Raw genomic sequence first — 14,992 nt, 5'->3', positions numbered from 1 at the left:
AAATGGAATTGCTGATTACGATAAAGACAATATTTGGTTCCAATTTACAAGTATTGAGATGTGTTAAAAGTACAGCTAACAAGTTACTCAAAAGGACGCAAAACGCTTGGCTTGTGCTTCTTCGTCGCTAATTTTAGCCAAGCATTTATGCGCCCATTAGTAAGGCGTTAGGCAATATGGTAACTTTTATGCAAAAAATTAAAATTATGGCATTAATTATTATGATTTTAATTTCAGGTCTTGCAAAAAGTTCGAGTAGGGAGCTATCGCCTGAAGAAAAAGCTTATCTAGACATTGAAGTTTTGTCTCAAGCAGTTGAGCTTTATCATAGTGAATTTGGCAGTTTTCCAACTAATGAACAAGGCTTAGATTTATTAAGTCAGGAAGTATTTGTTAGTAAAAATTTTCCTTGTAAAAAAGAAAAACTTATCAGTAAATTACCTCTAGATCCTTGGGGACGAGACTATTTATATCTTGTGCCAGGTATAAACAATCCAGAAGGCTTTGACATATGGACAAATGGGAAAGATGGCCTCCCTGGAGGTACTGGTGTAAATAGGGGATGTGGGAACTGGGATGATCTTAAATGCGGGTTAAAAAAACAAAATAGTCCTTTCAAAATTGTTTTTTTGCTGCTAATAATTGGCTTTGGAGTGGGTATTCCACCTTACATTTTTGGTGTTTATTTAGCTTACAAAAAAGTAAATTCAATTAAAAAGTCACTGTTTGGCTACCATTTGGGAGTATTTTGTTACCTTATTGTAGCGGTATTATTGGCTGCAATTGTTCCAAGTACTCTTTAACTAAGTGAATTATTGCCTAACAAGCCAAGTCAGTCGGATTCGTAACATTGTCGCGCTTTTTTCTCACCCGCTCCGCGGGCAAAAAGCCCGCCACTGCTACTCACCGCTGCTTGGAGCGTTATATTGCATTTTAAGTTTGTGAAATGAATTTAGTTAAGTGATCTACCTTGCCTATATCTTCTGGCTCATTATGCTTTGTTTCGCCATTCCAAACATTTGGTCAGGGTTAGCTACAGTTAGCTTTTTAGCCTGCATTGTTGCAGTTATTAATGACTCAATTAAAAGTTATAAAATTTACCGAAAGGGTCAAGTCTCAGCTATACGTAAGTGGTTGGTATATTTATATTCACAGTTAGTAGTAACTTCTATGGCAATAATCATGCTCTATTATGGTGTAGTTGAAATATAACAAAACTAATTAAAAGAGCTGACAAAACTCAGTTGGCTGAAGTCGCATCGCTCAAGATTATAGCCACTAAATTTTGCCGATTAACAAGGGAGTTAGTGCACAATTAAATACATCATACTGTTAAGCATATTATTTGTAGCCGGCTGTGATACATCTTATGGTCTAATAGTTCCAATAACACCAAAATATGAAGGTGGCTGGGATTGCGCTATTGGTGAGTTAGAGACAATTGGCTTGTCTGGTAAAGTCGTAGAATCAAATCAGTTACTCGTAACTGATTTGGCAACAAATGAGTATGCATTTACTGCAGCGTCAAGTAGGTATAGTTCATTGGAGCTATATTCTATGCAAGTTCACACTGCACCCGAATGTGAATTAGCATTAAACTCTTTCAGCAAAATGCAGGCGTTCATAAAAGTATTAGAGTCAAATTGCTCTTATAAAGCTGAGTATTTCAATGCTTCGTTCCAGTGCAGATTTAACAAGTAAAGGCACCCGACATCAAAACCACCGCTTCGCTGGGTTTTTCCGCCGACGCTATGCTAGAAAAACGCCTGACTCGCTCGCTATAAACAGGTTGTGCTACAAGGAGAGTTAAATGTATAAATTTACCACTATTTTAATATCGTTGTTGTTTGTGACGTCGTGCGCATCAACTTCCCCACAGCTTAATTCAGGTACTCCTGTTAATATTTATGGTGTTTCTTCGTTATCACCTAAAAATGGTAGTTGGTCTGTCATTACGTCTACGGGGTATCAGCTTACTCTCGGAACTAAGCTGAATGATGACAGCAGTGGCATTATAAATTTGTCACTCTATCAAATTCCCGAGTTTGCCTCCGATGAAGAATTTCTGTCGCATGTAGTCAAACATCGAGCAAACTCCCCGGATATTGGCAGGTTTGCTCTTGTGGAAAACTCAGAAGAGTTGGTACAACTTAATGGTGCAACGTGCATCAAGCACAAAACTATTTCTCAAGATAACAGTGCTAAAGTCGGTGGCAATAAAACAGCCGTAATGCTGATAGAGTATCTTGGATATAATTGCATACACCCATTTAAAAAATCTATTGGTGTGCATACGGAATACTCTCTACGTCACTATAAGGGTAAAGAATATCCTGAATTAGCTCAAAATGCAGAAGAGTTTTTTAGTGATATACAGTTTAAAGCGTTCTAGCAGCAAAACGAAGCAATCCAGGGCTGATTTAAAAAAACTGGCTTGTGCTCATTCGTCACAAATTATAGCCAACTATTTTTGCCGCTTAAAACGGCGTTTTATTTCAAGGAAGACTAAGTGCAATTTCCAGAGCTAGAATCATCTCGTTTAATTCTTAATAAGTTATCAAAAAGTGACGGGCAGGCTTTACTTGATATTTTCACTGATGAAAACGTTGTTAGATATTACGATATCGATGTTTTTAACTCAGAAAAACAATCATTGGAGTTAATTGATTTTTTTAATCAACGCTTTGCTGACAAAGTAGGTGTTCGTTGGGCTATTCGAGTTAAGAGTTCGGGAAAACTAATTGGTACGTGTGGATTTAACTCAATAAACTTGAAGATGAAAAATGCAGGTATTGGCTATGAGTTATCCTCAAAGTATTGGGGGCTTGGCTATGCTTGTGAAGCTGTTAACACGATTATCCAATTTGCATTCTCTAATGACCAACCTTTAGGTGAACTCTACCGGATCCAAGGTGACATTATGATTGGCAATACTGCTTCTGAATCAGTGTTAAAAAAGCTAGGTTTCAAAGAGGAAGGAATTAGGCGTTCAAGTGGTTTCTGGAAAAACGAATTCCATGATTTAAAGTGTTTTGGTTTAATAAAACCTGAATTTAAAGAAATATAACAAGTTTATTAAACTAAAGACTTAAAATAGCCCTTTGAATTACAAACTATAACGGTCTAATTTGGGCAAAGTGAGTTAAACCTAGCGCTTTAACTCACTGAGATGAAAAGTATAAGACTAACAACATGTCTTTCACTATTTAGGCAGGTTTTGGCTTTACGTTCTGTATAGCACTTTAATTACATGCCAACCAAAGCGCGTTTTCACTAAATGTGGCTCTAAGATTTCGCCGCTGAAAGCTACTTTGTCAAACTGTGGCACCATTTGACCGCGTCTGAATTCACCCAAATCGCCGCCTTTTTTACCCGACGGACAGGTTGAATATTTTTTAGCTAACGTCTGAAACTTCGCACCTTTTTTAAGTTGCTTGATGATGTCTTCAGCTTGTTCTTTGTGCTTAACAAGAATGTGCAGTGCGTGCGCTGTATTTGCCATGGAAAATCTCGAAAATTAAAACGCGCGTATTTTATCACGGCAATCAACACTGAGCCACTGCGGCTATTTATGTTTACCTGTTGCCTGCAAAAATCCTTTCACCAAACAAAATTGCGCTAAATAATAACTCCCCATGATTGCGATATCTGCATGCATAATTTCTAAATAAAAGCGGTTAAGGCCAAGAATAGAGTCTGATATAACAAACATTGCCCCACCTAACACTAAAAAGCCGTTAGATTTACCTGTCATCCAAGTAAGGCTTGCCATTATGCTAAGTACCAACATATAGACAATCACCGGAATGAGCATGTCATTCAGGTTTGGATAAAATAAGCAAAAAACAATGATGGCCAAAAAGAGATAAAGAAGTACAACGTCTAGTCGCCAGTTTTTAATTGGCAACATGCTGATGATATAAAAGGTATGGCTTATAAAAAATGCCGCTAAACCACCTATAAAGAGTTGCCCTGTATCAAGGGCTAGCAACACATCACCTAGTGCTGAAAAACTAAGAGCGAATAATAAAGTAATAAAAGTGCGATTTTGTAACTGACTACGCCCTTTTAACACCATCACAATCAACAGGCCGATTGGTAATGTTTTAAATAGCGCCATAATAGGCTGAGTTAATGATGGTATAAAGAGCAGTAAAGCAATGTAAATCGAGCTTAAGATTAGAAAGAGAATGTTCATATTCTTATTATTGTTATTTGTTCCCAATAACGAGAATAGCAAGCTTTGCTTTAAATGTTTATAAAAAATGCTGCTTTTGTTTTTCGGTCAGTAACTTACACTGTGTCAGTTTGCCAAAAAAACGATAACGATGACGGCCAACCCAATCATACATACGATCGCGAAAGCCTTTTGGCAGCAGCTTGAACAGCTTAACCAAAGAGAATGGAAAACCTAATTGAGTTGCGATAAATAACACAGCGTCACTTTGTTTATATAACTGGTTATTTTCAATCACTAACATTGAAGAGAGTGGATCGTCAACTTGATGCGCCTTTAGTAAACGTTCACCTTTATCGCTTTGCATGGGGCATAACTTAAAGGTTATTTGCTTATCAAAGCGAACAATAAACTGAACACAAAAATGGCACAGATTGCACTGACCATCAAACAAGATGACTGGGCAGTGAGTTTGCAAGATTAGCCGCTTACTTGCACAACTTGTTTACCGGTAAAGCCACCAGCAAGTTGTTTATTTAAAGCAGCTGAAACAGCCTCGGCGTTAAAATCAACAGCATGGATTTGCGGTAATTTGATCTCGCCACGGGCTGCATTATCGAGTAATAAGTTACCCATAAAGCTCAATTTTTGTTGTGCACATAAGCTATTTGCAAGCCAAGCTCCACCTAAGGATACAATGCCAATATTTGGTGCGCGTCTAAACATAAGTTCTTGTTCAAACTTAGGTAACTCATTTAAACAGGCAATACGGCCACAAAAGCGCATTAGCTCAACGTTACGAATGGTAGTATCGCCACCAATACAATCAAGCACCGCATCAAAGCCTTGCGGACCTAATTCACGGCGAATTTTATCTTCAAGTTTTGGGTCTTTGTAGTCAAACACCACATCAGCACCTAATTGCTTAAGTAACTTATGATTGTGTTTGCTGGCAGTGGTAAACACGGTGGCACCACGTTGCTTAGCAAATTGAATAGCGAATTGACCAACGCCACCCGCACCTGCATCAATAAACAGTGAATCCCCTTCGCTTAGCTGCAACTTATCAAGTGCAATTAATGCCGTCATCCCTGAACAAGGTAAGGTTGCAGCATCTGCCGGTGATACGTTATCTGGCACAACCGATACCGCATAGTTTGGAACCGTTGTGTATTCAGATAACACACCTTGGTCGCCAAGGCTGGCGTGCCATACAACACGTGCGCCAACACCTGGGAATACACCTTTACTTGCCTGAACAACCACGCCAACAGCATCGTGACCTAATACATGCGGGTAATGCCATTTACAAAAACCTTGTTTTGCAAAGTTGGCATCACCATGATTTAAGCCCACATATTCAACTTTAACCAAAAGCTCATTGCCTTCAGGGCTCGGTACTGGCACAGAAAGTTCAGATAACGCTATGGCGTCATTCGGCTCAATCAGTGCAAGCGCGCGCATTGTTGACGGAAGATCTGTAGTTTGTTGAATATGTGACATTTAATACTCTGGGTTAAAGGTTGTTTAGTTCAAAGCTCCAACGACCATTAAATGCTTGATAAGCACTTACTTTGGCCTGTAATGAAGCAATTGTTGAATCAACAGCGTTCTCTTGCGCTATTAAAACATCCTGTCTCGCATCTAACAACTCTAAGTAAGGAATTTGTCCTTCTTGGTACATTGCTTGAGCTTGACCAAATGCTTTATTCGCATAATTAAAACGTTGATCAGCATAACTTAACTGTTGCTGCTGTTTGACTAGCCTTTGTAAAGTAAGTTCACTATCGCTAATGGCTTTTAATACTTTACTTTGATAGTCACTGTAAGCGGCTTCACTTAAAAATTGCTGCGCATCACGCTGCGCTAATAATGCAGGATAGCTGAGTAATGACCATTCAACTTTTGGCGTTACTTGCCATTGTTGCACGGTATCTTCTAAGCCATTGCTGGTTAAGCTCACCACACCTGCAAACCCGGCCAGACTAATATCTGGCAGTAATGCTTTTGAGGCGGCAACACTTAGCGAATAAGCCTGACTAAACTGATATAAAGCACTGGTGATATCTGGTCTGAGTGCCATTGCTTCACTGGCTTTAGTAAACGACACACTAAATTCATGGCTTAATAACTCAGGCTCTTCAACCAGTGTTATATCGCTTGCAAGTCGCCCTGTTAGCACCGCAAGGGTTGCGAGGTCACGATATTGCAAGTAACTAAGCTCAGGAATAAGCGCTTGTTGCTGCTTTAACTGCGCAAGGGTACGGTTAAGATCAAGTTCATTCGCAACCCCCTCTTCTACTCGCGCTTTGAGCACATCGATACTTTGCTCGAGTGCCTCGATTTGCATTTCAATGATAGCTTGCTTTTGCACATTACCTTGATAGCTGACATAGCCTTGCACCACAGCTGAAACCACTTCAACCTGTAATGCTCTTAACTGCTCGGCTTGGTTTAGTGCACCGGCATTAGCAGCATCGACAAGTGCAGTGATACGACCAAACAAATCAAGCTGCCAATTAACATTAACGCCTGCGTTTGATTGGCGCGTAATTGCGCCATCTAAGCTGCTTCGCTCTGCGCCAACGCTTAGGCTGCCCTGCGGATAATAATCCGCACGGGCTGCACCTAAACGGGCAATGGCTGCATCAAGTTGAAGCTGACTGGTTTTTAGGTCGTGATTCATTGCTAATGCATCAGTCACTAAATTGTTTAACTGCGCTGAATCTAAACGGCGCCACCAGTTATTTTCGCTCGCACCTTCGTTTTGCTCACCAATTTGTGTATCACTTACAAATTGTGTCAAGCTCACTTGCTGCTCTTGCATATCTACGCTTTGTGCGCAGCCTGCCAGTGCTCCGGCTAACAGCATCGCACTAACTAGTTTGCCGTGTTTAAAGAGTGCATGAAGAGGCTTATGCATCGTGTTGCTCCTTCTGCGATTTTTTAGTGACTAACATATAAAATACCGGGGTGAACAATAAGCCGAACACAGTTACACCAATCATGCCTGAAAATACCGCGTTACCCATGGCATGACGCATCTCAGCACCAGCACCTGTTGCTAAAACAAGGGGTACAACGCCTGCCGTAAAGGCAATTGATGTCATTAAAATTGGGCGAAGTCGTAAGCGACACGCTTTGATGATAGCTTCAAGGTGAGACACCCCCCCTTTATGCTGATCTCGTGCAAACTCAACCATTAAGATGGCGTTCTTACTTGCTAGTGCAACCAGTACGATTAATGCGATTTGCGTGAAGATGTTGTTGTCATCACCAACAAACCACACACCCAACAAGGCCGAGAAAATCGTCATAGGCACAATCAAAATAATAGCCAGTGGTAATCTTAAGCTCTCGTATTGCGCAGCAAGTACCATAAATACAAGCAATACAACGAGTGGGAAAACATACACCATGGTATTACCCGCTAATATTTGCTGATAAGTTACTTCTGTCCACTCAAACTCAATACCATTTGGTAATGTCTCTGCAAGGATTGCTTCAATCGCATGTTGCGCTTGATCAGAGCTATACCCTGGTGCTGGGCTACCATTTAATTCAGCTGTAGGATAACCGTTATAGTGCATTACACGATCTGGGCCTGTTGTTGGTGTGACCGTTAATACAGAGCCTAATGGCACCATCTCACCCATGCGGTTACGCACTTTAAGATTCAAAATTTGCTCAGGATCTTGGCGGTAGTCAGCATCAGCTTGTGCATTAACCTGATAAGTACGACCAAACAAGTTAAAGTCATTCACGTACATAGAACCTAAGTACACTTGTAATGCATTGAATACTTCATCAAGTGGAATACCTTGTATAAGCGCTTGCTCACGGTCAATGTCGATATCCATTTGTGGCACTTGAATTCTAAAGCTTGAGTAGAGGCCCATTAATGCAGGGTCTTGCTGCGCTTTAGCAATGGTTGCTTGTAAGCTATTAAAGAGTGCTTCAAAGCCTTTATTAGCACGGTCTTCAATTTGTAGTTTAAAGCCACCCGTTGTACCTAAACCTTGAATTGGCGGTGGCGGGAATACCGCAACAAACGCTTCATCAATACTGGCAAACTTTTGATTTAACTGAGCCGCAATTGCCATTGCCGACATACTCGGATCTTGACGCTCTTCAAAAGGGGCAAGCGGAGTAAATACAATGCCGCTGTTAGGGCTATTTGTGAAACCATTCACCGATAGACCAGGAAACGATACTGTGTTTGCAACACCCGGTACTTGTAATGCAATTTTTTCCATTTCTTGCACGACTTCTTGGGTTCTGTCTAAGCTTGCCGCATCAGGCAACTGTGCTACAGCCACTAAATATTGCTTATCTTGCTGTGGAATAAAACCACCGGGTACAGCATCAAACAATTGAACTGTGCCACCGACAAGTGCAACATAAGCAACTAAGACAATGACACTCATACGAATTAGTTTTTGTACCAGCTTTTCGTAGCCATTAGCGCCTTTATCAAACAAGCGGTTAAAAGGTTTAAACAGCCAATTACCGAATACACGGTTTAATAACTTAGTTAAACGGTCTGGTTTTGCATCATGACCTTTTAATAGTAACGCCGATAACGCAGGTGATAATGTTAGCGAGTTAAACGCAGAGATAACCGTTGAAATAGTAATAGTTAATGCAAATTGCTTATAAAATTGACCAGATAAACCCGTAATAAAAGCCGTAGGAATAAATACCGCACACAGTACAAGTGCAATGGCGATAATCGGCCCTGTTACTTCGGTCATCGCAACTCGGGTTGCTTCAAGTGGTGATAAACCTTGCTCGATATTACGCTCAACGTTTTCAACCACAACGATGGCATCATCAACAACAATACCAATGGCAAGTACCAAGCCGAATAACGATAAGGTATTAATCGATACACCTAACCATTGCATAACCGAAAACGTACCAATCAAAGACACCGGTACTGCAATCAGTGGGATTACCGATGCACGCCATGTCTGTAGGAACACCACGACAACGATTACCACAAGCGCGATTGCTTCTAGTAGCGTTTTGATAACAGCATCGATTGAGCCGCGTACGAAAATAGTTGGGTCATAAACAATGTCGTATTCAACACCTGCTGGAAAGTCTTTTGATAATACTTTCATGGTTTCACGTACTTGATCAGACAGCTCAATCGCATTTGACCCCGGACGTTGGAATACCGGCATTGCAAGGGCTGGTTGACCATCTAACATCGCTCTTAAAGCATAAGTGTCTTGACCTAATTCAAGGCGTGCAACATCACTTAGGCGTGTAAGCTGACCTTGCTCACCCACTTTGATGATCACATTTTCAAATTCTTCTTTTGAGCTTAAGCGTCCTTTAACATTCATTAGAATTTGAAATTGATTACTTTTCGACGTAGGCTGCGCACCTAAACTACCCGCAGCAACCTGTTGGTTTTGCGCGCGTAATGCATTTACTACATCCATGGCTGTTAAGTCACGTGCAGAAAGTGCATCTGGGTTAAGCCAAACACGCATTGAGTACTGACCACCACCAAACATACGAACATCACCCACACCTGGAAGACGTGCAATTTGGTCTTTGATATACAAATCAGCATAGTTCGCTAAGTAAGTTGTATCATGCGTTTTTTCAGGCGAGTACAAATGCACCACCATGGTTAAATCTGGTGATGATTTTTCAGCTACAACACCTAAACGCTGAACTTCTTGTGGTAAGCGTGGTAGCGCACTATTAACACGGTTTTGCACTTGAACTTGTGCACGGTCTAAATCAGTGCCTAATGCAAAGGTTACCGTCAACGTCATGCGGCCATCACTGGTTGCTTGCGAAAACATATACAACATGTTTTCAGTACCATTGATTTCTTGCTCAAGCGGCGTCGCCACTGTTTCAGCAATTACCGTTGGGTTTGCACCCGGGTAACTTGCCGTCACAACAACTGTCGGCGGTACGACCTCAGGGTACTCACTCACTGGCAATTGAAATAACGAGATTGCCCCTGCGATGAGAAAGATAAGCGACAGCATCGCTGCAAAGATGGGTCGCTGGATAAAAAAGTGTGAAAATTTCATTTTGCCCTACTGTTTTGCAACCAAATCTGAGTGATTATTTGAAAGAGTGAATGCAATTCCATCGCTATTTATAGTGACTGTGTTTGGTGAAATTGGCATACCAGGGCCAACACGCGCCGGACCATTCACAGCAATCACATCGTTTTCATTTAGACCCGATGTAATAGCGCGTAAGCTGCCGTAACGCTCACCCACCGTCACTAATTTATATTCAAGAACATTGCCTTCACCCACAGTGAGTACAAAGCGATTCTTTAAATCAGTCCCAATTGCACGCTCAGGCACGATAACTTTTTCGCTTACTTTATCTGCGGCAAGCTTAATACGTGCGAATGAACCTGCACGCAGTTGTTGCTCATCGTTTTCGAACACCGCACGCACTCGAAGAGTACCGGTAGTTTGATTGATTTGGTTATCAATGAAGTTGATTTTGCCATTGAAGTTAAAGCTGGTTTCACCCACTTTTTGCATCACAACTGCTTGTTCACTTTGCGCTGTTACATCAGCAAATGACTGATTCCACGTACGCTCATCAATATCAAAGTAAGCATACATTTGCTGGTTTGACACAATGCTTGTTAACACGCTTTGACCAGCAAGCACGTTGTTACCTTTGGTGATATTCGCACGCGATACAACGCCATCAATGGGTGAACGCACTTGGGTAAATGCTAAATCAAGCTCTGCGGCAGTAAGCTCAGCTTGTAGCGCTAGCAATTGCGCTTCGCGTTGTCTTAGTGTTGATTTACGAGACTCAGCTTGCTCCGTTGAAATTGCTTTACGCTCAGTTAAGCGCTCTGCACGTTTTGCTTCACTTTTAGCTTGCTCAAGTGCCGCCTTAGCACTTTCGATTTGCGCTTTTAAGCTATCGACTACGGCTGCAAAAGGACGTGCATCAAGGGTGAAAAGCAAATCACCTTCTTTAACGCTGTCGCCTTCTTTAAAGTTAATTTTATCGATGACACCCGAAACACGTGGCATTAGCGCAACTTCTTGTGGCGCTTCTAAACGCGTTGTATAGGTGTGCCAATTTTGTACTGGCTTTACAAGTACTTGTGCTACATCGATAGGTTGTAAATGCTGTTGCTGCGCTGCTTGGTTGGCTTCTGTGCCACACCCTGCAAGCGTTAAGCTCGCAATGGTCACAGCCACTGCAAGAATAGATTTGTTCATCACGACTCTCCTGTTAATAGATTGGAGACAATGTTACGGAACTAATTAGCGGATAAAAATGATAGATTTTTAAATTCTTTAATGCCAGAATGGCACCAATAAAATTTAAGGAACTGCTATGGATACCACCAGCCGTTTATTAATGTTGCTTGAAGTGATTGAACGAGGCTCATTTGCTAAAGCTGCAGAGTCTAGAAATATTGACCGTTCTGTCATTTCAAAACAAATTAGCCGTCTTGAAGATGAGTTAGGGGTGCGTTTACTCAATCGTACCACGCGATCTTTTTCGTTGACTGCCGCTGGCGCTGAAATGGTAAAAAAGGCAGCCGAACTGAGAGATTTGTTATCTGATACCGTAAGACTTGCAGAGAATTACCACCAAGAACCCCGTGGTACGTTAAAAATTACCTCATCAAGTATTATCGGTAAGCGTTATATTCAGCCAGTCATTAACGACTTTCAAAAACGTTTCCCGCAAGTTGAAGTAGAGCTTCGTTTAGACGACAGACTGATTGATTTAGTATCAGAAGGCTATGATTTAGCGTTTCGTGTTGGCGAACCAAAAGACTCATCATTTATTGCCCGTAAAATTGCTCGCAACCGTATGTTATTGCTGGCATCACCTGAATTTATTGAAACTTACGGTATGCCAAAACAGGTTGAGGATTTAAAAGAGCTACCTGCTGCGAGCTATTCAAGCCCAAGTAAACGCATTAGCGGTATTCGTTATCGTAATGCCAATGGCGATATTATTGAGCAAAATATTAAAAGTGTTTTTCGTGCAAATGATGCCGAAGTACTGTTAATGAAGGCTATCTCAGGCAATGCATATGTTTTGGCACCGGCGTTTATTCTTGACGATGAAGTTAAACGTGGCGATCTCGTGCCTATTTTAACCGATATGGAATTACTCGATTACAGCGCGGTGTATGCGGTTTACCCACACAGAGACTTACCAGTCAGAACACGTTTATTCTTTGATGCTATGCGTGAATACATAGGCAAAGATATTCCTGTATGGGAAGCAAACATCCCTGACTTTGACACTATGTACAAAGGCTAACTTGCGAAGCTTGAGTAGCTAACTCGCTTTATTTTGTTGGCTTAATTCATACGCCGTTACTACTCTATTTCGGCCTTGCTGTTTTGCTTGGTATAGCGCATCGTCAGCACGCTTAATAAAGTTTTTCAGGGTTTGATTTGGCATGTAGCAAGCAACACCAATACTAATGGTCAAATTAATAGCTTGCTCATCAATGTTGTGGATGGTTGTTGCTAAGTGGTCGCGCAGCATATCTGCAAATTCATAGGCACTTTGCGGGTCGCTCTCAGGTAAGAAGATAGCAAACTCCTCACCGCCGATACGAAATACGTAGCCTTTACTAATGCGTTGCCTAAAGAAACTGGTGACTTCAATGAGAATACGGTCGCCCACATCGTGGCCATACTGATCATTAATATTCTTAAAGTAATCAAGGTCGAGCATTAAAATAAACAAGCCGTTTTTGTTTTTTAGTTCAACTTCAAAATAATGGGTCATCGCCAAGCGGTTACCTGCCCCGGTTAAAGGATCAAGTAATGCTAAGTTTTCGAGCCGCTTACCATATTCTGCACGACTATTCTCAAAAGTATGCGATACCGCCCAGATACTGATGTAGGTAAACGAAAAATTAAGTAAAAAATTAATACTATTAAGAGGCTCAAGACTTGATTTGGCTAATAGGATCCCGCCTTGCAGCAGAGCAACGACCAAAGACAAGACTTTGCCGTATTGTTTACCTAATAATAAATAAAATAAAACCGGTAATGAGCAAGTCCAAATAAACAGCAAGCTTTTAATATTACTGAGATACGTGCCCAATGTGATTAGTAGCGTTAAAAACACACATAAGGTAAGCGACTGCCAAAGATGGCCATTGCGTTTTTGGGTATAAAAAAAGATATAAAAACAAAACGATGCAAAAACGACTTCTAATGCCCCAAGGACAAAAAAGTCATTAATAAAAAGATTAAAACCGGCGAATATTCCAGCCAATACACCCAAACAAAAGCCCATCCATTTAAGAACGTTATTTCGTAAAGCTTGAGTGCCTCTTAGCGCCCCAATATCCATCCAGTTTCTCGTTATTGTTGTCGTTGCTTAATTTTAACGCGAAATAATAAATTTAGGAACAAGTTATTAAGTAAACTCGTATAAAAATGCAATCGTTTACATAAACGCCAGAAAAACTAATACTTTTTAACTTTTATTTTCAAATAATAAAATGTGTTGCGAGGTAAACGATGCTAAGAAGCAGCGGTTTTAAAGCGCTTCCAAACACAGCGAGCACCTAGCAGCTAATCATTAATTAAGTCACTGACCTCTTCAATTAACTCATCAAACTCATCGCGTACGTTACGACGCTGTTTTTCGGTTAATGTAGGTTTTAGCTCCAATAGTAAGTTAACGTAGTTATCGAGATTTTTATCATCGGCGGCAACTAACTCATCGCTCATAAATGCAAAACGGTCATTAATGATAACAGCGAGTTGACTATCAAAATCTGCTGGTTTTTGCTTTTGCATAAATAGCGCTTTTAATGTATCTAAACGCTTTTGCTTGTACTGCATCCATAGCAAGAATGTACTGACTCGCGTATTTGATGAGTTCTCTATCAGTGTTTTTTGCTGTGAAGAAAGCTTAGTACCGAACCACTCTTTGTAGTTTTCAAGGTTTTCTTCTAAGCGTTCTTTTCTATGTTGCTCTGGCGTTTTCTCTTCGTGCTCTTGGTATTCATCGTTAATGTTTTCTTGCAGTGCTGCAACAAACTCAACACGTTGTTCATAAGAAAGAGCGTTTGCTAAATCGATAAGTTCAGGCTCGATTTTATCAACCAGCGTTTGCCAATGCTGCTTTGCTTGTACAAAGTGTGCTTTAAGTTCGTTATGGTCAACTTGCTTATCTAACATAGTCTTTAAGCTTTCAAGATCACGTTTGTATATAGGAAGTTGTGTTTCTCGATGCCAATCGCGGCTGCTTTTAACAATATGCTCAAATTTGTCAGCTTGGTCACTGTTGAGATCGACATAATCATCAATCCAAAATCCTGATAACCAACCTAAATTATTGTAAGTAAAGCTAGGAGAACACCCCGCTACTGTAAACAATAAACTAAATACGATTAGATACTTTGATAGCTTTTTCATTGTAGTTTTTTAAAATCCTGTTTCAAAACAAAGTAAACTTACCACTAAGAACAAAAATTCAGCAACTGCAATTAAATGAAATTAATTATCATTTAGGTGTTGACGAACGATTAAACCTAAGTAATAATCGTTATCAACAACTTGGTTCGCTAAACTATTCTCACAGCAACATCATACTGTTAAAGGCTTTGATGCTGTTTTGCCAAGTTAGTTCAAGACGTAACTCTTGATTGTCGTCTGTTTCCTCGACCCAAACATAGACATAAAACGTTACACTTTACTTGCTACATTGCTCATATCGGTGACGGTAGATATGACACGAAAAAGCCCGCTACGGGCTTTTTTTATTTCTTTAATTTTTCTGTAAAATCTGTATCTTAAGCCTACTTGTTAA

The 14,992-nt window shown here is 40.5% G+C and carries 13 protein-coding genes; 4 read left to right on the top strand and 9 right to left on the bottom strand.

Annotation, left to right across the window (positions count from 1 at the left end):
- The first annotated feature begins 188 nt into the window (after positions 1-188).
- From CWC28_RS17620 to CWC28_RS17610, 3 genes are all read left to right on the top strand, one after another.
- Positions 189-803, top strand: coding sequence for a type II secretion system protein GspG (locus tag CWC28_RS17620; RefSeq protein ID WP_158679657.1), 615 nt, complete (start codon positions 189-191; stop codon positions 801-803).
- Positions 804-1,810: 1,007 nt separating this feature from the next.
- Positions 1,811-2,392 (top strand): hypothetical protein, encoded by a 582-nt coding sequence (locus CWC28_RS17615; RefSeq protein WP_105173405.1) that lies wholly within the window; start codon positions 1,811-1,813, stop codon positions 2,390-2,392.
- A 117-nt stretch (positions 2,393-2,509) separates the two neighbouring features.
- Positions 2,510-3,067 carry a GNAT family N-acetyltransferase gene (locus tag CWC28_RS17610; RefSeq protein WP_105180267.1) on the top strand — a complete coding sequence of 186 codons (558 nt, stop codon included), beginning with the start codon at positions 2,510-2,512 and terminating at the stop codon, positions 3,065-3,067.
- 156 nt (positions 3,068-3,223) lie between these two features.
- On the opposite strand, the gene ppiC is transcribed toward CWC28_RS17610, so the two are convergent.
- The 7 genes from ppiC to CWC28_RS17575 all read right to left on the bottom strand — a co-directional run bounded on the left by ppiC (position 3,224) and on the right by CWC28_RS17575 (position 11,412).
- A complete protein-coding gene (ppiC, locus tag CWC28_RS17605; protein WP_054552145.1) occupies positions 3,224-3,502 on the bottom strand; it encodes a peptidylprolyl isomerase PpiC in 279 nt (92 codons plus the stop codon).
- 63 nt (positions 3,503-3,565) lie between these two features.
- Positions 3,566-4,120: a lysoplasmalogenase gene (locus CWC28_RS17600; RefSeq protein WP_158679656.1), complete on the bottom strand. Its 555-nt coding sequence runs from the start codon at positions 4,118-4,120 to the stop codon at positions 3,566-3,568.
- 136 nt (positions 4,121-4,256) lie between these two features.
- A complete protein-coding gene (locus CWC28_RS17595; protein ID WP_234003519.1) occupies positions 4,257-4,631 on the bottom strand; it encodes a thiol-disulfide oxidoreductase DCC family protein in 375 nt (124 codons plus the stop codon).
- Between the two features lie 26 nt (positions 4,632-4,657).
- Positions 4,658-5,680 carry a zinc-binding dehydrogenase gene (locus tag CWC28_RS17590; RefSeq protein ID WP_105180264.1) on the bottom strand — a complete coding sequence of 341 codons (1,023 nt, stop codon included), beginning with the start codon at positions 5,678-5,680 and terminating at the stop codon, positions 4,658-4,660.
- Between the two features lie 13 nt (positions 5,681-5,693).
- Positions 5,694-7,100, bottom strand: coding sequence for a TolC family protein (locus CWC28_RS17585; protein WP_105180263.1), 1,407 nt, complete (start codon positions 7,098-7,100; stop codon positions 5,694-5,696).
- On the bottom strand, positions 7,093-10,239 hold the full coding sequence (locus CWC28_RS17580; protein WP_138625517.1) for an efflux RND transporter permease subunit: 3,147 nt from the start codon (positions 10,237-10,239) through the stop codon (positions 7,093-7,095). Before CWC28_RS17580 ends, CWC28_RS17585 begins: the two co-directional genes overlap by 8 nt.
- Positions 10,240-10,245: 6 nt before the next feature.
- Positions 10,246-11,412: an efflux RND transporter periplasmic adaptor subunit gene (locus CWC28_RS17575; protein ID WP_063703581.1), complete on the bottom strand. Its 1,167-nt coding sequence runs from the start codon at positions 11,410-11,412 to the stop codon at positions 10,246-10,248.
- 118 nt (positions 11,413-11,530) lie between these two features.
- Between CWC28_RS17575 and CWC28_RS17570 the strand changes: the two genes are divergently transcribed.
- Positions 11,531-12,475 carry a LysR family transcriptional regulator gene (locus CWC28_RS17570; protein ID WP_105173410.1) on the top strand — a complete coding sequence of 315 codons (945 nt, stop codon included), beginning with the start codon at positions 11,531-11,533 and terminating at the stop codon, positions 12,473-12,475.
- Positions 12,476-12,493: 18 nt separating this feature from the next.
- Here the strand turns inward: CWC28_RS17570 and CWC28_RS17565 are convergent, their stop codons facing one another.
- On the bottom strand, positions 12,494-13,525 hold the full coding sequence (locus CWC28_RS17565; protein ID WP_105180260.1) for a GGDEF domain-containing protein: 1,032 nt from the start codon (positions 13,523-13,525) through the stop codon (positions 12,494-12,496).
- Between the two features lie 224 nt (positions 13,526-13,749).
- Entirely contained in the window at positions 13,750-14,598 is an 849-nt protein-coding gene (locus CWC28_RS17560; RefSeq protein WP_138625516.1) for a DUF6279 family lipoprotein, read from the bottom strand.
- Positions 14,599-14,992: the final 394 nt, after the last annotated feature.

This window comes from Pseudoalteromonas sp. S4492 (assembly GCF_005886115.1).
GTDB lineage: Bacteria > Pseudomonadota > Gammaproteobacteria > Enterobacterales > Alteromonadaceae > Pseudoalteromonas > Pseudoalteromonas gelatinilytica.
Note: the sequence above shows the minus strand (reverse complement) of the source record. Positions and strands in the feature narration are given on the sequence as shown.

What these genes read in the sequence shown, in the direction of transcription:
- CWC28_RS17575 (WP_063703581.1), bottom strand. Translation starts at nt 11,412, where the DNA reads ATGAACAAATCTATTCTTGCAGTGGCTGTGACCATTGCGAGCTTAACG.
- CWC28_RS17600 (WP_158679656.1), bottom strand. Translation starts at nt 4,120, where the DNA reads ATGGCGCTATTTAAAACATTACCAATCGGCCTGTTGATTGTGATGGTG.
- ppiC (WP_054552145.1), bottom strand. Translation starts at nt 3,502, where the DNA reads ATGGCAAATACAGCGCACGCACTGCACATTCTTGTTAAGCACAAAGAA.
- CWC28_RS17560 (WP_138625516.1), bottom strand. Translation starts at nt 14,598, where the DNA reads ATGAAAAAGCTATCAAAGTATCTAATCGTATTTAGTTTATTGTTTACA.
- CWC28_RS17590 (WP_105180264.1), bottom strand. Translation starts at nt 5,680, where the DNA reads ATGTCACATATTCAACAAACTACAGATCTTCCGTCAACAATGCGCGCG.
- CWC28_RS17615 (WP_105173405.1), top strand. Translation starts at nt 1,811, where the DNA reads ATGTATAAATTTACCACTATTTTAATATCGTTGTTGTTTGTGACGTCG.
- CWC28_RS17620 (WP_158679657.1), top strand. Translation starts at nt 189, where the DNA reads ATGCAAAAAATTAAAATTATGGCATTAATTATTATGATTTTAATTTCA.
- CWC28_RS17565 (WP_105180260.1), bottom strand. Translation starts at nt 13,525, where the DNA reads ATGGATATTGGGGCGCTAAGAGGCACTCAAGCTTTACGAAATAACGTT.
- CWC28_RS17585 (WP_105180263.1), bottom strand. Translation starts at nt 7,100, where the DNA reads ATGCATAAGCCTCTTCATGCACTCTTTAAACACGGCAAACTAGTTAGT.
- CWC28_RS17570 (WP_105173410.1), top strand. Translation starts at nt 11,531, where the DNA reads ATGGATACCACCAGCCGTTTATTAATGTTGCTTGAAGTGATTGAACGA.
- CWC28_RS17580 (WP_138625517.1), bottom strand. Translation starts at nt 10,239, where the DNA reads ATGAAATTTTCACACTTTTTTATCCAGCGACCCATCTTTGCAGCGATG.